A 22,577-nucleotide genomic window follows, 5' to 3' on the forward strand; every position below is an offset into this window, starting at 1 on the left:
ACCTCACCTGCACCAATTCCGTTGGGGACGTTCGCCCACTGTTACTGAACACGCGTGACGCTCGCCACCCCGGATCAACGCGATTTGCAACTGCTGCCCAATGCTTGTCGAGCTCAGCGCGGCATGCAAGTCGTCGACGTCGCGGCAAGGCTTGCCGTCCAGTTCGATCAGCACATCTCCTATGAGCACACCTGCCTGTTCCGCGGGACCGCCCGGCGCAAGCGAACTGATCAGCAATCCACTACTGGATGACAGGTTCATTTTGTTCACCCACGCGTCCAGCAGGCTCACCTGCTGCGTGCCGACACCAAGGTAGCCCCGTGAGACGTGCCCTTTAGCCAGCAGTTCATCGGCGACGCGCTCCACGGTCATCCCGGGAATCACGATGCCGGTGCCGCGCATCAGTGCCGAGGTGCAGATGCCCATGACCTGCCCGCGCATATCCGCGAGCGCCGCGCCGGAGAAGCCTGGGCGCAGACCGCCGTCCAATCGTACGAACGCATCGAGCTGTCCGCCTTTCCACGTGCGCCAAGGACCCGCTATGCTGCCGATCACGCCAAAATCAGCGCTGATACCGGAATCGTCCGCACGGGCGACGGCGAGTGCAAGATGACCCGGCTTCAGTGAGCGGGCATCGCCGGAAGCGACTGGGTCGAGGTCCACGCCGTCCAGTTTCAGCACGGCGAGGTCGGTACCCAGATCCACCCCTGCGAGGACAGCCGCGACCGTACGGCCGTCGGTCAATGTGACTCGGATCCCGTCCTCACGCCTGATCGTGTGTGCAGCCGTCACGACGACGCCTTGTCGCCAGATTACCCCACTCGACGGCATGCGATGCCGGCCGTGTACTGCCACGACACTCCGCCCGACTCGCCCGACAACGTCTGCCAGATTGTCCGAGAGATCCATCAAAGGATTTCCGCTTGAGGATGTAGTTTCCATTTCAATTCCCCTACCAGATGCGTCCGACCTGCTTGTGCCTTGCGTCGTCGTTTGCTCACCTGTCCAGGTAGCGTTACGACGGCGTGTTCACAATGACAGAAGGACGGAGGGCGCACACCACCCAAATGGGTAGCCGGGTAGATTCAGTGCGGATTTCACGATGCAGTGCGTAGTCCGACAAACCTTGCCCGCACGCGGTTCGTGAAGTAGATTTTTCTAATTGAGTCCGAGGCGGGAGAGATTGCCATGGAACTGAGTGTGGAACGTGTCGATGTTTGGGCAGCGACCATCGACGACAAACCGGGTGGCCTTGCGAAAGTATTAAGCGTCTTGCGGGATGCGGGTGTCGACCTGCAGTTCATCGTCGCACGCCGCGCGCCGGAGGCAGCGGGAAAGGGGGTCGTGTTTGTCGCTCCGCTAGAGGGAGACAGTGCGATCCGTGCCGCCACCCAGGTGGGGTTCAGCGTCACCCCTAGCCTTCACTCCATCCGTGTAATGGGTCTGGACCAACTGGGCATCATCGCGCAATTGACCCAGATGCTGGCGGATGGGGGGATCAACCTCCGCGGCGTCTCGTCCGCTGTACTTGGCTCGCAGTTCATTGCGTATCTCGCGGTCGACTCGTTGGCCGACGCCGAACAGGCAATCGACATTCTGCAAAGGGCCTGAAGCGCCCGGCATGGCGGTGAATCCGATGCCGGCAGCATTCAGGCCGGCGCCGTGCCGCGATCAGGCGGCGTCGCAATCGCTCCGGGGCGCCGCATCATCTTGTCCACCTCGCCGGCGTGCAGTTCTTCGACGTGGATCATCTGGCGCGCGTATTCTTCGAGCGCGACTGAACGGTCTTCCGTCAGCGAGAGGAGGTCCCGATACAGGTCAAGCGCGACTTTTTCGGCTTCGAGCGACTCACGCAGGATGGAGGCAATGTCGAAGATATGCGAGTCGAGAAGCGGACCGATTCCCAGAGACGGGTAGGCGCCCAAGGTGGTGATCCATTCGCCGGCCTGCTGAGCGTGCGCGAGCGATTCATCGGCCTGTTGCCGCAGCCACGCCACAATGGGGATACGGCCAAAGCCAAATACCAGGAATGAATAATGAGTATAACGAATGACCCCAGCCAGCTCCGACTCCAGAATCCGGTTGAGGACTTCAACAACCTTTTCCTTTTCGATCTCTAACATGTTTGCCTCCATTGTGTCTGCCCAGTTTCCCCTTGGTCATTTCTGATCACCGGAGCGGCCGGCACCGAGTGCTTCGAGCAACGGCCGGAGGGCATCCAGTTCCGCACCGAAGCCGCTCCAGTCTCCTGCCTTTAGCCGCTCGATGGCGCGGTTATAGTGGGCAAGCGCCTCTCGCGCGCGAGCGTCCACTGTGCCTCGTTGTGGCGATGCCGTTTGCGCGGTCTCCTTGAAAAGCGCCGCAAGGGCTTCACCCAGGGTGGCCTCCATCACTACACGGTCACCGTAGGCGGCAATCACCCGCTTCAACTCCGGCAACTGACCGGACGCCGCGCGCAAATAGAGCGGAGAAACGTAGAGGATCGAGTTCTCGATCGGCACTACCACAAGATGACCGCGAATGACGCGTGAACCCATCTGGTTCCAAAGCGAGATCTGCTGCGAGATCTCGGTATTCTGCTGAATACGTGCTTCGATCTGAAACGGCCCAAAAACCAGCTTGTCCTTGGGAAAGATATACACGATGAGCTTGCCGTACCCGGACGGATCGCAACGCGCCGCCAGCCAGGCAATCATGTTCTCCCGCTGGCTCGGCACCATCGGCAGCATGAGGATGAACTCGGCGCGTGCATCGCCGGGGAGTCGCATGATCGTGTAATACGGCGGCATCGTGCTGGCAGCGCCCCCGTCATCCATTCCGACCAGTTCCCGCGGAAACTGCCAGAGATCCTCGCGGTTGTAGAAGACCTCCGGCGTATCCATATGATAGGCGCGGTAGAGCTGCGCCTGGATCAGGAACAGGTCTTCGGGGTAGCGGATATGACGCCGCAGCTCCGGCGGCATCACGTCCAAGGGCTTGAACAAACCCGGGAAGATGCGCTGGTATGTGCGCAGGAGCGGATCGGCGGGATCACTGACGTAGAAATCGACCGTACCGTTGTACGCGTCGACCACGACCTTGACCGCGTTTCGGATGTAATTGGCGCCGTCGCCGAAACCCGGCCGGGAGTAAGGAAACCACCGGCTAACGGTGTAAGCGTCCTGGATCCAGAACAGGCGCCCGTTGCTTGCGACGACGTAGGGGTCACGGTCCAGAGTCAGGAACGGTGCGATCGTACGCACGCGGTCCTGAATGTTGCGGTGAAGCAGGATCCGGCTCTGGTCCGTGATATAGCCGCTCAGCAGGATGTTCGGATCGTCGAGCTGCCAGGCAAAGAGACTGCGGCGCCCCACACTGCCGACTTTGACGCCGTCGCGCCCGCTATACGTCGTGTAGGCGTTGGCCGGCCGTGCGGGATAGTCGAATTCCGCTACATTGCCGTTCACGATGACATAGTCCTGCCGGCCTCCACTGAAATAGAGACGTGGTTGTTGAATGGCCGGGCCGCCGTTGGAGACGGGCGGAATATCGTGCAGATAGAAAAAGGGTAAGCCTTCGGCGGATTTCTCGGTGACTGGAGACATCACGACACCGATGCCGTGAGTAAAGATAAGGTGCAGGTTCACCCAGGTCTGGGCGTTGGGCGGAAGCATCGCCGATTCCAGTTCACGCGCCGACAGCATCACCTGCCGGTATCCGGTGTCAAGCTGATAGCGGTCGATGTCCACCGAAAAAAATTTGTAGTAAGTCCTGATCTCCTGCAACTGTGCGTAGGTATCCATCAATGGTGGCACATCCCATAGCCGGATGTTGTCGATGGTCGCCCGATTGGCCTGCAGCGAGTCGAGCGTCAGTCCCTGCTCGGCCTCAAACGGTTTAACTTCGATCTTTGCGAGGCCGTAAGCCTGCCGCGTTAGCGCGATAGTGTGCTCGATATAAGGTGTTTCCAGTCCCAGCTCGCTCGGTTTGACATAGAAGCGCTGAAACAGCGATGGAAAGACCACAGCGAACACAAACGAACTGCCGAAGACGAGCAGCACGAGAACGGCAGGCTGCACATAGCTCCGGCGGCGCATGTTGATCCAAAGGGCGAAGGATGAGGCCGCGGCAAGGCCGACCAGCATCCACAGGACCGGCAACTCGACGTGGACATCGGTATAGCTGGCACCGACCACGACGCCGTTGTCGCCATAGAGCAGCAGAAAGCGGTCGAGCCACCACGACCAGGCCATCACCGCAAAGAACAAACCGAGCAGTGCCGAACCATGAGTGATGGCGGCGGACGAGAGCGTCCGTGGTGGGCGCTCCAGCGCGATGTCACCGCGCAACCCGTAGACGGCAATTGCCACAATCGCGCTGCAGAAGACCAGCTTCAGCAGCCAGTTCTTGAGTGCGACATATGCGGGGAGCGAGAAGAGATAAAAGCCGATATCCCTCTCAAAGAGCGGATCGCGCTCGCCAACAGGCACCTGATAAATGAAACGAAGCGCGGTGTCCCAGCTCGAGACTTCGCTAGCGGCGATAAGCAGCCCAATGACGAGCGCAGCGCAGGCAATCGTGGTGCGCCAGGGAACGCGCGGCGCGATCATTTCGGACAGATCGCCGGCAACCTCGGTCGCGCGCCACGGCGCGACTGCTTCCGCTCGCAAGATATTGACGTCCCTCGCGTAACGATGCGCCAAAATCCCGGACAACCCTATCGCGCCAGCCGAGACTGCGAACACGGCGGCAAACAGCAGCGCTCTCGCGGAAAGGATGGTCCAGAAAACGCGACCATAGCCGATCGAAGCGAACCAAAGCCAGTCGACCACGATGCCGGTGATGCGTCCGACGACAATCAGAGCGGCGATGATGGCCACCGCGGTGATTGCGTAGCGTCTCAGGCGCACGCCGGACTTCGGTCCCGACCGCATAGTCCCTCCTGTGCTTGCCCTCGCTCACGGCCTACTGCGATCGGATCGATCGCGCACTATCGATATTGTAGTTCTATGAGTGCACGGAACGAGAACCAGCAGGGCCGGCAAGTGCCGGCCCCGCCGGTTGCTGTCAGCGATCGGTCAAGCCAAGCATCTTGTCGAAGAAGACCGTCGCGAGAACCCCCGCTGCAATGCCGTTGCGCGGCGTGCCCGCGTACAGCGGGTTACCCCACGTATTCGTATTCCACGACCGCATCACATAAGGGCTCACGACGATGCTTCGCGTCACTGCGATATTGGCATCGAGCTTAAGTGCAAGCTGGGTGCGTCCGACCGTATATCCGGTGCCGCCGGCTGCCAGGTTTTGCTGTTTCAGGAACGCCTGCTCGTTCGGCGTCAGGGTCGCCCACAGGAAACTCAACGAGTAGCTGTCGTGCGGCCGGCTGCGGAACGGCGCTTCCAGAATCAGCCCCGTGATCCCGGTTACCGCGAGCCCCGTGCTAGCGTGCGAGTCGAAGCTCGTCGTCAGGCTGCCGAACACGGAGAGCGCGGTCGGGTCACTCACCCCACTTTTGCCGCCGTCCGGCCGGTACACGACCTGCCTGCCGCCGAAATATGCACCTGACGTACCTTTGCGGGTCGCGGCCGTCAACGGATCCGTTTGCGTCGCCGTGTTGTAGTAGAACAGCGCTTCATAGCTCTTCGGATACGGGTCCGTCGCGTACGAGGTCCGATAGGTGACGTTCGCGAGCCACACGTTGCTATCCGGCACGGTATCGGTCCATTCGTAGCCGTTCGTAAATGGAAAGGCCGGGTTCGAGCGCCACACACCAACTTGCACCGAGATGGCGGGCGTCAGGTTGTAGCGTACGCGCCCTCCCCAGTTCACATAGAGGGGTGGATTCATTCCCGCGTTGTCCTGGAGGATCGCACTCTGGCAAGCGAACCCCGTATTGCAGACGGGTGCCGCAAAGTAAAAGTCAGGACTGCTCTTGCCGACTTCCACGTCGAGCCTGTTGTCAAACGCTTTCTGCTCCCAGGTGAAGATGCCCAGGTGAGACACCTTCGGCACGTAAGGACCGGGCTGACCAACCAGAACGTCGCCGACCTGCTTGCCCCAGCCGAGGTTCGTCGTGAAGGGCACCCAGACCTGCTGGAAGTGAATCGTCGCACCGTTGAAACCTGCGATCTTCTGCAGATCGAAGTCGCCGCCGACGGAAATGAAGGTCAGCGCTTCATGGTTTCCCGTCTGCTGGCCGACGCTCGGGTTGGTCAGGTACATCTGCGTCAGATTGAAAACCGGCGTGAAGCCCCAGTCGTTCATCTTCTTGCCAACGCCGGCCAGGATGCCCTGCCGAGGCTCAGGCGGTAGCGGTGCGTCGGCGGCGTGCGTAACGCCAAGCTGATCGGTCGACGGAATGCCCTGAGTCACTGTCGGGCGATCGGTTGACGCCTCCTTGATCGTCGCGGCGTCGTTTGCCGTCGGGCGCGAACCAGACGCAGCGGAATCCCCGGTGTTGGCAGCAACCGTGATCTTCTGCGCCCCGGCCGCATCTTTGACCTTCTGCCTGGCCTTCGTGGATTCTTTCCCGACGGCCGCGGCGTTGGGCTTCTTGGCACGCGCCGCCGGCGTCGCCACTACGGTTGGCACCGTCGCCGCTGTCGCAACCGGATTCGTCTGCGCCGCGGCCGTGCCGCTCACCAGCATCGTCGCCAGCGCTATGCCCGAGATGCGCAGCGCAGCGGGTTGACGATGAACTAGAACCCCACACCTGCTCGTTGTCATTGTTATCTCCAGTGATTTTTGTGGATCTATGGTTTTCAAAGGCAATACGTCGCCTGCTACGCCTCTTTCGAGGCGCAGTCGTATGCATGAAGTGGGAATTGCCGGAGAACGACGCCCTACCAGGCCGTCGCGCCTCCGTCTATCGGGAAGTCGGCAGCGCTCACCCAGCTCGCCTCATCGGAAGCGAGAAAGAGCGCACACCAGGCGACGTCCTCGGGCTGGCCGACGCGCCTGATCATCATCTTGCCGAGCGCGCGTTCAAGGAATTCAGGTTGCGCCTGCATATGCGCACGCGTCGCCGCCGTTTCGACGAGCGCGGGCGATATGCTGTTGACCCGAATGCCGTGCGGACCGCCCTCCATCGCCAGCTGGCGCGTCATGGCAAGCACACCGCCCTTCCCCGCACAGTGCGCAATCGCCGGCGAGCCTTCGAGGGCGACCGCTGCGTTGGCCGAGGCGAAGTTGATGACCGAACCGCCGCCGCGCCCGATCAGCACGGGCCACGCGGCCTTGCAGAGCAGGAACACAATGTCGAGTTCGCCCGTGAGCGTGCGGCGCCACTGGCTCTCATAATCCATGTCCTGCAGCCAGGCGAACGCCCCGAACGCCGCTGCGTTGACGAGGATGTCGAAGCCGCCATGCCGCGCCACTGCGTAGTCGACCAGGCGAGCGGCCCCAGCGGGGTCGGTGAGGTCACACGGATGCAGGCTATCAAGTGCAAAGCCGCGCTCGCGCGCCTCGCTGACGGTTTGTCCGGCAGCCACCCCATCGATATCGCAGCCGATCACCTGGGCGCCCTGGGCCGCAAACAGCAGGGCACAGGCTCGACCGATGCCGCTGCCGATGCCGGTTACCACAGCGACCTTGCCGCGTAGACGATCGCCTTCCTGCATGGGCAGTGCGTGCTTGAAAACAGACTTCATGATGGGCCTCTAACGGATCAGCCGAGTTTCAGACGGTTTCGGGTGCGCAACGATGCGACGAAGGCCACCGCGGCAAGCGCGATCAGCGCGAAGCCCCAGCCTTCGACCACCGCGAAGCGCGAGCCCCAGTAGCCGACCATCGGCATCACGAGCAACGGGCTGCAGAAGTAGCCGATGAACTGGCTCGCGGTGAAGGCGCCGGTGCCGAAGCCGCGGCGGGCGAACGGCAGCGAGCGCAATCCCCAGCTGATAACGGTCGGCAGAACCACGCCGCAGCCCGCCCCGTTGATGGCAGCGCCGAGCGTGAGCGATGCATAGTCATGCGCCGATCCCATCGTGATGAAGCCGATACCGCACAGCGCGGTGCCGATCAGCAGTTGCTGCAGGACGCCGAACCGGCTCACCAGAACCCAGCCGAACGTCGCGGTGCCCACGATGACGCCGAGACTGTTCATCGCATAGGCCATACCGATTTCATTCGGTGCATGCGTACCGAGATCGACCAGCATGAATGACAGGTGCACCGGCACGATCATGAATACGAGGCCCACGCCAAAGGAGATGACGCAGACAAGCGCGAGAAGCCAGCCATTGAAATCCGGCTCGTCGGCGCTCGAGCTGCTCCCTGTCAATTGCCCGTCGTGCATGCGGGTGGGGTTCCACAGGCAGAACTGCACGAGCGGCGCCAATAGCAGGGGCAAAGCATAGGCGGCGAACGGTGTGCGCCAGCCATGTTCGCCGAGCATGCCGCCCAGCAGATTGAAGGTGAACGCCGAGACCGATGCGAACGTCGTCTGCAGCGAGGCGTAACGGTCACGTTTGGCTCCGCTGAAGTAGTCGCCGATCAACGAGGTGCTGACGGTCATCACCGCCGCTTCGGCCAGACCGACAAGCGCGCGGCTCGCGAGGATCGTATAGATCGAATCGAGGTAGAGCGGCGCAGTACCTGCCAGCGCATACAGCACCAATGCGCCGACCAGCACGCGCTTGCGCCCGATCCTGTCGCTGATCGCGCCGATCACGACCGCCAACACGCCCAGCACGAGCATCGGCATCGTGACGATGACGGGTACCAGCGTTTCAATGCCGGGCACGTTCGCGAAGTAGCGCTGTATTTCCGGCAGCACGGGGCCGATAACGGTCGGCGCGAGCGTGCCGCAGATAACGGTGCTCAGCAGAATAAAGGCATGAAAGAAATTCGCGTTGCGTGCGGGCGCCACGCCTCTCTGATCGAGGGGGACTTGCATGGGAAGTGTCTCCGGTTATTGATTTTCGTCGTCGGTACGGTCAGCCAGCGCATTACGCTGTCGACCCGGCGACAACAGACTTTGTTTGTCTGAGACGAATCATTCCGGCAGCGAACGTTCGACACAATCAGTTTGCGTCGACACGTAGATTTGATCGCATCGAACGACGAACGACTCGCGGGTACATTCGTTACACGAGGTTCGCGATGGTTTTGGCGTCCTGCGACTGTGCCTGTTCCCGCAGGACGTTGCGCATCCACGCGTGCGCGGGATCGCTGTTGTTGATGGCGTGCCACTGCATGACTTCGACGAGCGGCGGAATATCCATCGGCAGCGGCAGTAGCCGCAAGGGAAGGTAATGCGCGTAGATGCGCGCAAGACGCGTATGGACCGTGGCGATGCGCATCGTGCCGATCACGAGCTGCGGCAACGTGTTGAAATTGGTCGTCGTCACCTCGATTGAACGCTTGAGGCCCAGCTTGTTGATGAACGCGCTTTCGAAACTGACGCTTCGGCTGTCGCCGAACAGGGCGGCAACGTGGCCGAGCTGTAGATATTGTTCGAGACTCAGCGTGTCGCCGACGAGTTGGTTTCCGGACCACACAACACAGCTGAAGCTGTCCTCGAATAACGCTTGCGACGGGTGCGAGGGATTGACCGATGCGCTCGGGTAAATGACGAAATCGACTTCGCCCCGATCGAGCCGCTCGGGAACGTCGTCGGACATGTTCGCGATGTGCAGCGTGATCCCGGGCGCTTCGCGCTGCAGGCGCTGCACGACGTTGATCAGCAACACCGTCGTCAGATAGTCCGAAGCGCGGATCAGGAAGTTGCGGCGCGCTTGAGCAGGGTCAAACTCGAGGCGCGTGACCACGGTGGATTGCACGCTCAGCAGGATTTCCCGCACCGGTTGCGCAAGGCTTCTGGCAAGCGGCGTCAGCTCCATGCGGCGCCCGACCTGCATCAGCAAATCATCCCCAAAGTGCTCGCGCAGCCGTCCAAGCGCACTGCTCGTGGCCGATGCGCCGATATGCAGGCGCTCGCTCGCTCGCGTGACGCTGCGCGTGTCGAGCAATGCGTCGAGCGCAACGAGCAGATTCATGTCGAAGTGTCCCAGTCTCATGGATCGGCACTATCCGGCAATCATCCGATGCGATCAATGCGTAGTTCCACTAGGAATTGATGGTCTCGACAGATGCTCCACTCTAAAGTGTGACTGTGAGAAATAGAAACCGCTGCGGCCGCGCAAGGCACGGCGGAGGGTCAAGGAGACTTCAAAGATGACGCAACTCGAACCGGCCACCCTGCAAGACGCACAGGCTCCTGTAGCTGCGGCCGAACGGCAACCGGCGGGCGCGCCGTTGCTGCCCGTGCTGCGCCCGCATCACTTCGGCATCAGCGTTCCCGACCTCGACGCCGCCGTCGCCTGGTATGAGCGCATGCTCGGTTTCAAGATCGAGACGTGCATGACCATTGACAAGATTCCAGCCCGCATCGCGTTCGTGCGCCGCGACAGCTACCGCATCGAGATTTTTGAAGTTCCCGGCGCGGCGCCGCTGCCCGACGAGCGCCGCGTGCCAAACCTCGATCTGCGCACGCATGGCAACAAGCACATGTGCTTCGAAGTGCCCGACGTGCGGGCCGCCACCGCCGCATTGCGCGCACAGGGCGCCGATATCGCCTTCGAACTGGTGGTTGACGGTAATCCGACCGCGTTCATTCGTGATGTGTGCGGCAACCTGATCGAACTGCTCGAACCATTCGCGGCCGACCGGCCAGCGCGCTGACGCGGCCGCCGGCCGCCGAAATCTCACGCACCACCGCTCATTCACGAAGGACACCCTGCATGACCACCTCCACCAACCCGTTGCACGGCTGGCGAGTAGGCCGCGACGAAATCCGCATGGTCGGCCACGATCTGCTGCGCCCCGAATGTATTCTCGCCGAGCGTGACGGCACGCTGTGGACTGCCGACGCGCGCGGCGGCGTGATGCGCATTGCGCCCGACGGCACGCAGACGCTGATCGCGCAGCAGCCTGAGCACGTCCACGCGCCCGCTTCCGGCGACGCGCAGCAACTGGTGCTCGGCGGCACGCTTCCCAATGGCCTTGCATTCGATCGTGACGGCAATATCGTGATCGCGAACTTCGGCACCGACGCGATCGAACTGATGACGCGCGACGGCGCGTCGCGCACGCTGTACGACAGCATCGACGGTGCGCCGCTCGGCAAGACCAACTTCGTGCTGACCGATTCGAAAGGCCGCATCTGGTTCACCGTGACGACACGCCAGGTGCCGTGGACGCGCTCGATCAACGAAAAGACGGCGGACGGTTACGTCGGCCTGATCGACGAACACGGCATCCGCATCGTCGCGGACGGCTTTGTCGGCACCAACGAAATCCGCCTCGATGCGAACGAGCAATGGCTGTACGTGGTCGAGACGAACGCGCGCCGCATTTCACGGCTGCGCGTGGCCGAAGACGGCTCGCTCAGCGAGCGCGAAATTTACGGCCCGCATGATCTGGGCGGGTTCCCCGACGGCTTCGCATTCGACGCGCACGGCAACCTGTGGATCACGCTGATCCTCACGGAGAAGCTGATCGCGCTGACGCCGGATGGCGAAGTGTGGACCTTGCTCGACGACGGCAACCCCGAGGCACTCGCGCGCTACGAGCAACACTACCAGCAAGGCACCACGACGCCGGAACTGATGGGCGCCTGCCGCGGCACGCTTGCGCCGATGATGGCGAGCATTACGTTCGGTGGCGACGATCTGCGCACCGTGTATCTCGGCAGCCTTGGGGGCACGGCGCTCGCGAGCTTCCGCTCGCCCGTGCCGGGGCTCGCACTTCCTCACTGGAGCACCCAATGATTCTCGAACTCGCGCACTTTCGCATCGTGCCCGGCGGCAACGCGGGCTTCGAGGCCGCGTTTGCCACGGCGCAAGCCCTGCTCGCCGCCACGCCCGGCTATCTCGACCACGAGTTGCAGCACTGCATCGAAGACGCAGCCGACTACCGGCTGCTCGTGCACTGGAACACGGTCGACGATCACATGCGGGGCTTTCGCGAATCGCCGCGCTTTGTGCAATGGCGCGCGCTGCTGCAGCCGTTCTTTGCGACGGCGCCTAGCGCGCTGCACTACGAACGCGTGATCGCGAACGCCCAGCCAGGCTAGACGCACGAAACTCCCCTTGCCTCATTCTTCTTCTGATTGATTGGAAAACCGACATGATCGAACACATCAAGGCGGGCCAGAGCGCCCAGGTGAAAGCCGACAACAACGCGCAGGTCCGCGCGACAGTCGAGAAAATCATCGCCGATATCGAGGCGCGCGGCGAAGCCGCCGTGCGTGACTACTCGGAGCGCTTCGACAAATGGAATCCGGCGGCTTTCCGTCTGTCCGCTGAAGAGATTCAGGCCTGCATCGATGCGCTCAGCCCGCAGGCGATTGAAGACATCAAGTTCGCCCAGGCGCAGATCCGCCGCTTCGCGCAGATCCAGCTGATGTCGCTGCGCGATGTCGAAGTCGAAACGTTGCCGGGCGTGGTGCTTGGCCACCGGAACATTCCGGTCAATTCGGTCGGTTGCTACATTCCGGGCGGCAAGTATCCGCTGCTCGCCTCGGCTCACATGAGCGTGCTGACCGCGAAAGTCGCGGGCGTGAAGCGCGTGATCGCGTGCGCGCCGCCGTTCGACGGCAAGCCGTCGCCGGAGATCATCGCGGCCATGGCTATGGCCGGCGCCGACGAAATCTACGTGATGGGCGGGGTTCAGGGCGTCGCGGCGATGGCGCTCGGCACCGAGCATATCGCGCCCGTCGACATGATCGTCGGCCCGGGCAACGCGTATGTCGCCGAAGCCAAGCGTCAGTTGTATGGCCGCGTCGGCATCGACCTCTTTGCCGGCCCGACCGAAACACTGGTGATCTGCGACGACACCGTCGACGCGGAACTCGTCGCCGTCGATCTGCTCGGCCAGGCCGAACACGGCCCGACCTCGCCCGCCTATTGCATCACCACCAGCAGGAAGATTGCCGCCGAACTGCCCGCCGCGATCGAAACGGTGCTCGCGCGGCTCGACACGGCGCCGGTCGCGAGCGTTGCGTGGCGCGACTACGGTGAGATCATCCTGTGCGACACCGACGAGGAAATGCTGCAGGAAGCCGAACGGCTGTGTTCCGAACACGTGCAGGTGATGACGCGCGACCCGGACTGGTTCCTGCAACGGATGACGAACTATGGCGCACTGTTCCTCGGCCACCGCACCAACGTCTCGTATGGCGACAAGGTGATCGGCACCAACCACACGCTGCCGACGATGGGCGCGGGGCGCTACACGGGCGGCCTGTGGGTCGGCAAGTTCATCAAGACGCACAGCTACCAGCGCATCCTGACCGACGAGGCGTCGGTGAAGATCGGCGAAGTCTGCTCGCGCCTGTGCGCCCTCGAGCACTTCTCGGGCCACAAGGAACAGGCCGATATTCGCGTGCGCCGGCTCGGCAAGCAGAACTGACATGGCGACGCTCACCACAACGAACGGCGCGCGGCCCGTCGCCGTCGTCACCGGTGCAACAGGCGGGCTCGGCGCGCAGATCTGCCGCACGCTCGCGCAGGCCGGCTTCGCGATCGTCGCCGGCTTTCGCAGTTCGGCGGACGCGGCGCACGCGCTCGTCGAACAGCTCGACGGCGACGGTCACTGCGCGCTCGCCGCGCCCGTGACCGACAGCGCGGCGCTCGGGCGTCTCGCCGACGCCGTCGCGATCCGCTACGGCCGCTGTGACGTTCTCGTCAACTGCGCGGGCACCACCCGCTTCGTCGCGCACGAAGACCTGGACGGCGTCGACGATGCGCTCATCGATGACGTGCTCGCGACCAACGTGCGCGGTCCATTCGCGATGGTGCGTGCGTTGCGCGCGCTGCTGGCGGACAGCGGCCTCGCGGGCGGCGGCGTGGTGGTTAACATCTCGTCGATCGCCGCGCAGACGGCAATGGGCAGCAACGTGATCTATTGCGCGTCGAAAGCCGCGCTCGATAATCTCACGCGTTCGCTGGCGCGCGCGCTGGCGCCGGCGATACGCGTGGTGTCGGTATCGCCGGGGCTCGTCGATACCGAGTTCGTCAAATCGATGGATAGCGCGTGGCGCGATGAACAGGCGGGCCGCACACCACTCGGCCGCCTCGCACAGCCCGAGGAGATTGCGCGCGCTGTGCTGGCCGCGGTGCGCGACCTGCATTTCACCACCGGATGCGTGCTGCCTGTCGACGGCGGCCGTCCGCTCAAGTAACGCTCAGATAACACATGGGACCGTAGTAAGCGCTAAAGCGCCAACTACGGTCGACAAAGGAGACAGGCACCATGAAACTCGCGTCGCTCAAAAGTGGCGGCTCCGATGGGACGCTGATCGTCGTGTCGCGCGACTTGCGCCGCGCCGTCGACGCCACGTCCGTCGCACCGACCCTGCGTGCCGCGCTGGACGACTGGGCGCGCGCGCAGCCCGCCCTGCAGGCACTCTACGACGCGTTGAACGGCGATGCCGCGCCCGCCGCATTCGCGTTCGACCCGCACGCCTGCACGGCTCCGCTGCCGCGCACGCATCAGTTCGTCGATGCATCCGCGTTCCTGAACCACGGCCGGATCATGACGCAGGCGTATCACCCGGAGAAGAAATCGGACGCGTCGGTGCCGATTCTGATCCAGCGTCAGGCCGACGACTTCGCCGGCCCGCACGACGACTACCCGTTCCCTGACGAAGCGGACAACTGCGACTTTGAAGGCGAAGTCGGCGTGGTGCTCGGCGACGTGCCGATGGGAACGAGTGCGGACGCGGCGCTTTCGCAAGTGCGGCTGCTCGTGCTCTTCAACGACGTGAGCATGCGCAGGCATCTGTTCCGTGAACTGGGCATGGGTTTCGGCTTCATCCTCGCGAAGCCCGCGACGGCGTTTGCGCCCGTCGCGGTCACGCCCGACGAACTCGGCGACGCATGGCAGAACGGGCGCGTCCATCTCGACCTGCACGTGCACCGCAACGACGAGCCGTTCGGTCATCCGAACGGCCGCGAAATGAGCTTCGGCTTTCATGAGCTGCTCGCGTACATCGCGTACAACCGCAACCTGCGTGCGGGCATGATCCTCGGCTCCGGCACGTTCTCCAATGTCGATTACCGCACGACGGGTTCCGCGTGCCTCGCCGAGCAGCGCGCAATCGAAGCGATCGAGACAGGCGAGTCGTCGACGCCGTGGCTGCGCTTCGGCGAACGTCTGCGCTTCGAGATGTTCGGCCGCGACGGCCAGTCGGTATTCGGCGCAATTGATCACCGCTTTGTCCAGGCACAAGCGCAGACAGGAGCGCACGCATGAGCCAGAGCTATGACATCGTCGCGATGGGTGCGGGCCACAACGGCCTCGTCGCCGCGGCCTATCTCGCGAAGGCGGGCAAGCGGGTGCTCGTGCTCGAGCGCAAGGCGTGGCCCGGTGGCGGCGTCAGTACGCGCGAACTGAACACGCCGGGCTACTGGCATGACGAACACTCGAGCGTGCACATCATGATTCAGGGCAATCCGATGCTGCGCCAGGACGAGCTTGGATTGCTGTCGCAGCATGGCCTGAACTATCACTATTCGCCCGTGCCGCACGCGACGATCTTCCCTGACCAGTCGGTGCTGTTCACGTACAAGGACATCGACAAGACCTGCGAATGCTTCGCGAAGGTCTCGCCGAAAGACGCGGAGACGTACCGCGAGTTCGTGAAGATGAGCCAGCAGATCCTGCAGATGTTCATGCCGGGGCTGTACTCGCCACCGCCGCCGCTCGGCGAGCTCGTCGCGATGCTCGATCGCAGCGACGAAGGCCGCCTGATGCTCGACTATATGAATCGCGATTGTCTCGACCTCGTGAACCAGTTGTACGAGAGCGACAAGATCAAGATTCACCTGCTGCGTCTCGTCAGCGAAAACCTGCAGGCGCCCAACGAACTCGGCACCGGCATGGGCGTGCTGCTGATGCCCGGCATCATCCACACCTATGGCGTCTCGCAGCCGGTCGGCGGCAGCGGCAAGCTGACGGAATCGCTCGTGCGCTGCATCGAATCGTACGGCGGCGAAGTGCGCTGCAACGCCGAAGTCGCGAAGATTCTGACCAGCGCAGGCCGCGCGACGGGCGTCGAACTGACCGACGGCGAGCGAATTCTTGCGAAGGACGGCGTGATCGGCGCGCTTCATCCGCATGTGATTCGCCGCTTCGTGGAAGGCGTGCCGGAGCCCGTGCTCAAGCGCGCCGAGCGGGCCACGCTCGCGCCGTTCTCGATCATGGTCAGCCATTACGACCTGAAGGAGAACGCGCGCTACTACGCGGGCGACGAGGTCGGCTACGCGACGATGCTCGAGTTCATGGCGACCGACAGTCTCGACGAGATGCTCGCCGACTTCGACGATCTGAAGCGCGGTCTCATTACCGAACGGCGTCTGTGCGCCGGCGGCGACGAAAGCATCGGCGACAGGACGCGTGTGCCGGCGGGCGCGGGCATGTTCCACGGCATCACGTTCGCACCGTACGCGGTGAAGGACAAGCGCTGGGACGGCCGCCATTGGGACGAGTTCAAGGAGGAAATCGGCGACATGTCGCTTGCGCATTACCGCAAGTTCGTGTCGAACCTGACGAGCGAGAACATCGTCGCGCGCAGCATCGTGAGCCCGGTCGATCTTGAACGCTCGAGCCCGAACAGCATGATGCGGGGCGATCTGCACGGCGTGGCGCCCTACTTCTACCAGAGCGCGGGCCACCGTCCGACACCGGACCTCGGTCAGTTCACCGTACCCGGCGTCGAGCGTCTGTATCTGGCGGGACCGTTCCAGCATCCGGGCGGCGGCGTCTACGGCGCGGGCCGTGCGACGGCGATCAGGATGTTCGAACAGCTCGGCATGGATTTCAGCAGCGTCGCGAAAGGTGTGCGCCAGGACAGCGGCGTGCCCGCTACGGCCAATGCGTCGAAGCCACCTGCAAAGGAAGCGCCGAAGGAAGGCATGGTGCTGCGCGGCCCCGCCGATGAAGAGCTGTTGCATGTCGAGTCGCTCGAACGCGTAGGCAACGAACTCGTCATCAAGGGCAAGAGCTTCGGCACGATGCCGATGGAGGCGCGGCTCGACGCCTCATCGGCGCGCGCAGGGCTGAAGATGCTCGGCGCGTCGCGCCTCGCGTTCCTGGCTTCGCTGCCGTTCCGCAAGGGAGGTGCGCGATGAGTCATGTCGTCATCACGGGCGCGCAAGGCTTCGTCGGCCGCGCGCTCGTCAAACGTCTGCTCGCCGACGGACTCGGTGGACGGCGCGTCACGAAGCTCACGCTGCTGGACATCGCGTTCGACGCGCCACACGACGATCCGCGCGTCACGCAACTGGCGGGCAGTATCGCCGATGCGGATCTGCGCGCCCGGGCCTACGCAGGTCCCGTCGACGCCGTGTTCCACCTCGCGAGCATTCCCGGCGGCGCGGCCGAAAAGAATTACGCGTTGGGCCGCTCGATCAACCTCGACGCGACGCTGGGACTGCTCGAAGACCTGCGCGATCAGGCGCGCGCACCGCGCTTCGTGTTCGCCAGCACGGTCGCTGTCTACGGCGAACAGCTGCCCGCGACAGTCGACGAGCACACGCTGCCCGCACCCGCGCTGAGCTACGGCGCGCACAAGCTGATGGGCGAGACGCTCGTTGCCGATGCGACACGCCTTGGCTGGGTGCAGGGCTGCTCGCTGCGGCTGCCGGGTGTCGTCGCGCGTCCGGGCGACGGCGCGGGACTGATGTCCGCATTCATGAGCCAGCTGTTCTGGAAGCTCGCCGCGGGCCAGCCGCTCACGGTGCCCGTTTCGCCAGAAGGCGTGGCGTGGTGGATCTCCGTCGGCGCATGCGTCGACAACCTGCTGCATGCCGCGACGGTCGATGCGGAACGCCTCAACGCGCGCCGTACCTATCAGATGCCGGTGCTGCGCCTCACCATCGCCGAGGTGGTCGACGCATTGGCCACGCGCTTCGGCGCCGAGCGCAAGGCACTCGTCACGTATGCGCCAGATCCGTTCATCGAGCGGCTTTTTGCGGCCTATCCGCCGCTCCTCACGCCCGCAGCAGAACAACTCGGGCTGCACTCCGACGGCACTGTCAATCAACTCATCACGCGCGCAATGGCCGGCTGATTGCTCGCCGACGCTATTGCAACGCAAGGAATCCAACACATGAATATCGTGGGACTCGAATTTCTCGTCTTCGGCATCGACGACATGGCGGGCGCTCGCCAATACCTGCTCGACTATGGGCTCGATGAAGTCGAATACGACCCGGTGAAAGGCGGCGTGTTCACGGCGCTCGACGGCACCGGTCTCATCATGCGCGCCGCCGACGATCCGCGCCTTCCGCCGCTGCCGCCGAAGGCCGCAACGCCGAGCCTGCGCGAGACCGTCTATGGCGTCGACAACGCCGATACGCTCGCCTCGATCCGCGCGCATCTGGAGGCGGAGCGCGATGTGCGCATCGACGCCGACGGCACGGTGCATTGCATCGACGACGCAGGCTTCGGCATCGCCTTCATGGTGACGAAGCGGCACGCGTACGAAGCGCGCTACCTCGGCTTCAACGTGCCCGGACAGCCGGCGGGACGCGCACCGAACGACTGCGCAGCGAATTTCGACGAGGTGATCAAGCCGCGCACGCTGTCGCACGTCGTGTACTTCGTCGAGGACGTGAAGAAGGCGGAGGCGTTCTATGCGCGGCTGGGCTTCGTCGTCACGGATCGCTTCAACCACCTCGGCCCGTTCATGCGCCCATCCGGCACGTCCGATCACCATACGCTCTTCATGATCGAAAGCCAGAACGATCACATGATCGGCTGCAATCACTTCACGTTCCATCTCGGCTCTGCTGCCGAAGTGCTGCAGCACGGCTGGAACTTCGTGAAGAAGGGCTACAGGAGCTTCTGGGGGCCGGGCCGGCATTTTCTCGGCAGCAACTTCTTCTGGTACTTCAACAGCCCTTTCGGCGCGACCATCGAGTTCGACGCCGACATGGACCAGCACGATGCAAGCTGGGTGCCGCGCGCGTGCGATCCGGGTTCCGACAACTCGCAGATCTTTCTCTTCGACGCCCGCAACAAATGGGCGCCGGGCGAGTGACGCAAGGGAGCGACGATGAGCACCGAACGCGCGCTCTGCGCACTCGATGACCTGCCGGACGGCGGCTCGCGCGGCATGCTGCGCGAGGGGCTCGACGACCGGCTGTGCGTCGTGCGCCAGGGTGATGAAGTGTTCGTCTGGCTCAACGATTGCCCTCACGAGCACCGGCCGATGGAATACCGGCAGGACCGCTTTCTGTCCGGCGACGGACACCACATCGTCTGTTACGCGCATTCCGCGCATTTCGACATCCGCACCGGTCACTGCTTCGCCGGGCCATGCACGGGCCGGCATCTGACGAAAGTGCCGGCCCGTGTCGAGAACGGCACCGTGTGGATTCCCGCCGAACTGCCCTCGGTCTTCGACTGACAACCGACACGTCACACCGACACGACACCACTATGTTCCAGTATTTCCCAACCAACTACGTCTGGAGCCTCTCGACGATGATCGCCCTCACGCACGGCGGCAACATCGGAGAGGTCGATGCGATGTGCGCGCCGTTGCGCGATGCCGCGCTTGCCGGCGACGATCCCGGCACGCTCGCATTCTATGAAGCGTGGAAAGCGGGCGCCGACAAGCTCGTCGCGCTCGCGGACGAAGACCTCGCGCGGGGCCACAAGCTCTCCGCCGGCGAGAAATATGGCCGCGCGGGCCTGTACTACGGCATCGCCGAGCGCATGCAGGCGCACGGCTTCGAAGCACGACTTGCGATCTACCGGCGCTCGCTGGAACTGTTCGAACTCGGCCGGACGCTCGGGCGCGAGAACTGCGTGCGCGTCGAGATTCCGTACCGTGACACGCATCTTTCCGCGCTCTACGTGCGTGCTGAAGGATTGCAGCAAGGGCAGCGCGCGCCCATCGTCGTGGTGATGAACGGCCTCGACTCGACCAAGGAAATGCTGCAAAAGAGCGTGATGGGCACGATGTTCGCGCGGCGCGGCCTGTCAGCGCTCTTCATCGACCAGCCGGGCACGGGAGAGGCGCTGCGCCTCTCGGACCTGCATGCCGTCCATGACACCGAGACGTGGGCCGCGCCCATCGTCGACTGGCTCGAACGCCATCCGGAAGTGGACCCGCAGCGTATCGGCGCGCTCGGCGTGTCGCTAGGCGGGTACTACTGCCCGCGCGCTGTCGCGTTCGAACCGCGCTTCGCGTGCGGCGCGGTATGGGGGGCCAACCACGACTGGCGCGAAGTGCAGCAGGCGCGCCTGAAGCGCGAAGGCGAGAATCCGGTGCCGCACTACTGGAAACACGTGCAATGGGTGTTCGGCGCGAAGGACATGGACGATTTCTTTGAGAAGGCTTCACGCATGCATCTGAATGGCGTGCTCGATCGCATCCGCGTGCCGTTCCTGGTCACGCATGGCGAGAACGACCGGCAGATCCCGCTCAGGTATGCGCACGCTACCTTCGAGCAGCTCGTCAACAGTCCGAAGAAGGATCTGTTCATCTTTACCGAACGCGAAGGCGGAGTCGAGCACAGCTCGCTCGACAACCCGCTGAACGCGGGCAACCGGATTGCGGATTGGCTCGCGGAACAGCTTGGCGGGACGCTCGCGTGAGCATCCCGCCCGAACAACAACATCGAGACATACTATGGCATTGGTCAACAAGGTTCTGATCATCGGCGGCGGCATCGGCGGCATGAGTGCCGCGATCCTGCTGAGCAGGCAAGGCATCGCCGTCGATCTCGTCGAACTCAACCCGCAATGGGCCGCCGACGGCGCGGGCATCACGATTAGCGGTCCGACGCTGCGCGCCCTGCGCGAAGTCGGCGTAGTAGACGAGGTGTTGCGCATGGGCGGCTCGTGGCATGCCGTCGACATCTGCGACGCGAATGGGCGCCCCGACGTGACCGTTCCCGTCGCGCCCGCGATCGGCGCGGAAGATCTGCCCGGCGCAGCCGGCATCATGCGTACGACGCTTGCCGGCATCATGGGCAACGCTACGCGCGATGCCGGTGCTCAAGTGCGGCTCGGTGTGAGCTTCGAGACGCTCACGCAGGACGGCGATGGCGTCGATGTGCTGTTCACCGACGGCAGCCGCAGCCGCTACGATCTCGTGATCGGCGCGGACGGCGTCAATTCGGCGGTGCGAAAACACGTGTTGCCGGACTTTGCCGGCCCGAAGTTCACAGGCCAGGGATCGTGGCGCGCGATCGTGCCGCGCCTCAGCGAGAACTCAACGATCTACATGGGCAAGACGACCAAGGCCGGGATGAATCCCATCAGTGCGACGGAGTGTTACCTGTTCGTGCTCGACAAGCGCGAAGGCATGGACTTCATTGCGCCGAACGAATGGCCGCGCATGCTGGCCGATCTGCTGGCCGAATTCGGCGGCGCGGTCGGCGAGTTCCGCGAGGGTCTGCTCGATGGTTCGCTGGCGAATCACCGGCTACTGTATCGCCCGCTTGCCGGCCATATGATCGACGCTCCCTGGCACAAGGGCCGCGTCGTGCTGCTCGGCGACGCGGTGCACGCGACCACGCCGCATCTCGCATCGGGTGCGGGGATCGCCGTCGAAGGCGCAATCGTGCTCGCAGAGGAACTCGGGCGCCGCCATTCGCTAGAAGGCGCGATGATCGCGTACGCCGGCCGCCACTACGATCGCGCGCGCCTCGTCGTGACGACGTCCGGGCGCATGGGGGAAATCGAACGCGAAGGCGGCTCGCGCGACGAACATACACGGCTGATGGTCGCGGCTCAGCAAGCGTTGCGTCAGCCGCTTTGAACCGCAGTACGCGCGAGCGTCATACAAGACAAAGCAGGAAACACTGACATGACTATTTCCAATCCTTCCAACGCTCGCGTCGCCGTCGTTACAGGCGCCGCGGGCGGTCTCGGCGAAGCTTTCGCGCTGCGCCTCGCGGCAAACGGCCACGAACTGGTGCTGACCGACTGCGTGCCTTGCGATACGCTCGCCGCGCGGATCGTCGCCCACGGCGGCCGTGCGACCGCGCTCGCCTGCGACCTCGCGCAACCCGCGCAAGTGGAGCAATTTGCGGCACGCGTGCTGGAGCGCGTCGGCCACGTCGATGTGCTCGTCAACAACGCCGCATTCATGCCGATGGCGCCGCTTGCATCGATCACTGCCGGACTGTGGCGGCAGATCATGACCGTCAACGTCGACGCGCCTTTCCTGCTCGCACAGGCGTTTTCCGTCGGGATGATCGAGCGGCGCTGGGGGCGTATCATCAACCTCGCTTCGAGCACGGTCTGGGGACCACCGCCCGGCATGACGGCCTACGCAAGCAGCAAGATGGCCGTGATCGGATTGACGCGGGCGCTCGCGGCCGAACTCGGCACCCATGGCATTACGGTCAATGCCATCTCCCCGGGACTGACACGGCACCCTGGCAGTGCGGCGAACCTGCCGACGCAAGCTTTCGAAGCGGTGCGCGCACGGCAGTTCATTGCGCGTACGGAAGTGCCCGACGATCTGACGGGTGCGCTGGCGTTTCTGGCGTCGGACGATGCGAGCTTCGTCACGGGGCAAGTGCTGAACGTCGATGGCGGGGGATTTGGGTTCTAGCCTGGGCAGGATGTTCCGA

At 63.7% G+C, this 22,577-nt stretch carries 21 protein-coding genes; 14 read left to right on the top strand and 7 right to left on the bottom strand.

Annotation, left to right across the window (positions count from 1 at the left end; genetic code table 11):
- Positions 1–3: 3 nt before the first annotated feature.
- The gene (locus tag L0U81_RS25370) at positions 4–909 is read right to left on the bottom strand and encodes a S1C family serine protease (protein ID WP_326489865.1); all 906 of its coding nucleotides are present in this window, start codon (positions 907–909) and stop codon (positions 4–6) included.
- A gap of 279 nt (positions 910–1,188) precedes the next feature.
- Here L0U81_RS25370 and L0U81_RS25375 point away from each other — a divergent pair, with 279 nt between their 5' ends.
- Positions 1,189–1,611 (top strand): ACT domain-containing protein, encoded by a 423-nt coding sequence (locus L0U81_RS25375; protein ID WP_233806976.1) that lies wholly within the window; start codon positions 1,189–1,191, stop codon positions 1,609–1,611.
- 38 nt (positions 1,612–1,649) lie between these two features.
- Here the strand turns inward: L0U81_RS25375 and L0U81_RS25380 are convergent, their stop codons facing one another.
- The 6 genes from L0U81_RS25380 to L0U81_RS25405 form a co-directional block, all read right to left on the bottom strand.
- On the bottom strand, positions 1,650–2,123 hold the full coding sequence (locus L0U81_RS25380; protein WP_233806977.1) for a ferritin-like domain-containing protein: 474 nt from the start codon (positions 2,121–2,123) through the stop codon (positions 1,650–1,652).
- 36 nt (positions 2,124–2,159) lie between these two features.
- Entirely contained in the window at positions 2,160–4,913 is a 2,754-nt protein-coding gene (locus tag L0U81_RS25385; RefSeq protein WP_233806979.1) for a UPF0182 family membrane protein, read from the bottom strand.
- A 133-nt stretch (positions 4,914–5,046) separates the two neighbouring features.
- Positions 5,047–6,702 carry a carbohydrate porin gene (locus L0U81_RS25390; RefSeq protein WP_233806981.1) on the bottom strand — a complete coding sequence of 552 codons (1,656 nt, stop codon included), beginning with the start codon at positions 6,700–6,702 and terminating at the stop codon, positions 5,047–5,049.
- Positions 6,703–6,818: 116 nt separating this feature from the next.
- Positions 6,819–7,595: an SDR family NAD(P)-dependent oxidoreductase gene (locus L0U81_RS25395; protein ID WP_233806990.1), complete on the bottom strand. Its 777-nt coding sequence runs from the start codon at positions 7,593–7,595 to the stop codon at positions 6,819–6,821.
- A gap of 47 nt (positions 7,596–7,642) precedes the next feature.
- Positions 7,643–8,872, bottom strand: coding sequence for an MFS transporter (locus L0U81_RS25400; RefSeq protein ID WP_233806992.1), 1,230 nt, complete (start codon positions 8,870–8,872; stop codon positions 7,643–7,645).
- A 190-nt stretch (positions 8,873–9,062) separates the two neighbouring features.
- Positions 9,063–9,995, bottom strand: coding sequence for a LysR family transcriptional regulator (locus L0U81_RS25405; RefSeq protein ID WP_233806994.1), 933 nt, complete (start codon positions 9,993–9,995; stop codon positions 9,063–9,065).
- 157 nt (positions 9,996–10,152) lie between these two features.
- Here L0U81_RS25405 and L0U81_RS25410 point away from each other — a divergent pair, with 157 nt between their 5' ends.
- The 13 genes from L0U81_RS25410 to L0U81_RS25470 all read left to right on the top strand — a co-directional run bounded on the left by L0U81_RS25410 (position 10,153) and on the right by L0U81_RS25470 (position 22,558).
- On the top strand, positions 10,153–10,659 hold the full coding sequence (locus tag L0U81_RS25410; RefSeq protein WP_233806996.1) for a VOC family protein: 507 nt from the start codon (positions 10,153–10,155) through the stop codon (positions 10,657–10,659).
- Positions 10,660–10,718: 59 nt separating this feature from the next.
- On the top strand, positions 10,719–11,747 hold the full coding sequence (locus tag L0U81_RS25415) for an SMP-30/gluconolactonase/LRE family protein (protein ID WP_233806998.1): 1,029 nt from the start codon (positions 10,719–10,721) through the stop codon (positions 11,745–11,747).
- The gene (locus L0U81_RS25420) at positions 11,744–12,052 is read left to right on the top strand and encodes an antibiotic biosynthesis monooxygenase family protein (protein ID WP_233807000.1); all 309 of its coding nucleotides are present in this window, start codon (positions 11,744–11,746) and stop codon (positions 12,050–12,052) included. The genes L0U81_RS25415 and L0U81_RS25420 overlap by 4 nt, the downstream gene beginning before the upstream one ends.
- 53 nt (positions 12,053–12,105) lie before the next feature.
- A complete protein-coding gene (gene hisD, locus L0U81_RS25425) occupies positions 12,106–13,389 on the top strand; it encodes a histidinol dehydrogenase (protein ID WP_233807002.1) in 1,284 nt (427 codons plus the stop codon).
- A gap of 1 nt (position 13,390) precedes the next feature.
- Entirely contained in the window at positions 13,391–14,161 is a 771-nt protein-coding gene (locus tag L0U81_RS25430) for an SDR family NAD(P)-dependent oxidoreductase (protein ID WP_233807004.1), read from the top strand.
- 71 nt (positions 14,162–14,232) lie between these two features.
- Positions 14,233–15,234, top strand: a complete 1,002-nt coding sequence (locus L0U81_RS25435; protein WP_233807018.1) for a fumarylacetoacetate hydrolase family protein — start codon at positions 14,233–14,235, stop codon at positions 15,232–15,234.
- A complete protein-coding gene (locus tag L0U81_RS25440) occupies positions 15,231–17,111 on the top strand; it encodes a phytoene desaturase family protein (RefSeq protein ID WP_233807020.1) in 1,881 nt (626 codons plus the stop codon). Before L0U81_RS25435 ends, L0U81_RS25440 begins: the two co-directional genes overlap by 4 nt.
- Complete coding sequence (locus L0U81_RS25445; RefSeq protein ID WP_233807022.1) at positions 17,108–18,052, top strand: NAD-dependent epimerase/dehydratase family protein; 945 nt, start codon at positions 17,108–17,110, stop codon at positions 18,050–18,052. Before L0U81_RS25440 ends, L0U81_RS25445 begins: the two co-directional genes overlap by 4 nt.
- A 39-nt stretch (positions 18,053–18,091) precedes the next feature.
- A complete protein-coding gene (locus L0U81_RS25450; protein WP_233807024.1) occupies positions 18,092–19,024 on the top strand; it encodes a VOC family protein in 933 nt (310 codons plus the stop codon).
- 15 nt (positions 19,025–19,039) lie between these two features.
- The gene (locus L0U81_RS25455; RefSeq protein ID WP_233807026.1) at positions 19,040–19,393 is read left to right on the top strand and encodes a Rieske (2Fe-2S) protein; all 354 of its coding nucleotides are present in this window, start codon (positions 19,040–19,042) and stop codon (positions 19,391–19,393) included.
- Positions 19,394–19,425: 32 nt separating this feature from the next.
- Positions 19,426–20,589 (top strand): alpha/beta hydrolase family protein, encoded by a 1,164-nt coding sequence (locus L0U81_RS25460; protein WP_233807035.1) that lies wholly within the window; start codon positions 19,426–19,428, stop codon positions 20,587–20,589.
- A 34-nt stretch (positions 20,590–20,623) separates the two neighbouring features.
- Positions 20,624–21,757, top strand: coding sequence for an FAD-dependent oxidoreductase (locus tag L0U81_RS25465; RefSeq protein WP_233807037.1), 1,134 nt, complete (start codon positions 20,624–20,626; stop codon positions 21,755–21,757).
- Positions 21,758–21,805: 48 nt separating this feature from the next.
- On the top strand, positions 21,806–22,558 hold the full coding sequence (locus L0U81_RS25470; protein ID WP_233807039.1) for an SDR family NAD(P)-dependent oxidoreductase: 753 nt from the start codon (positions 21,806–21,808) through the stop codon (positions 22,556–22,558).
- The last annotated feature ends 19 nt before the right edge of the window (positions 22,559–22,577 follow it).

This window comes from Paraburkholderia sp. HP33-1, assembly GCF_021390595.1.
Classification (GTDB): domain Bacteria; phylum Pseudomonadota; class Gammaproteobacteria; order Burkholderiales; family Burkholderiaceae; genus Paraburkholderia.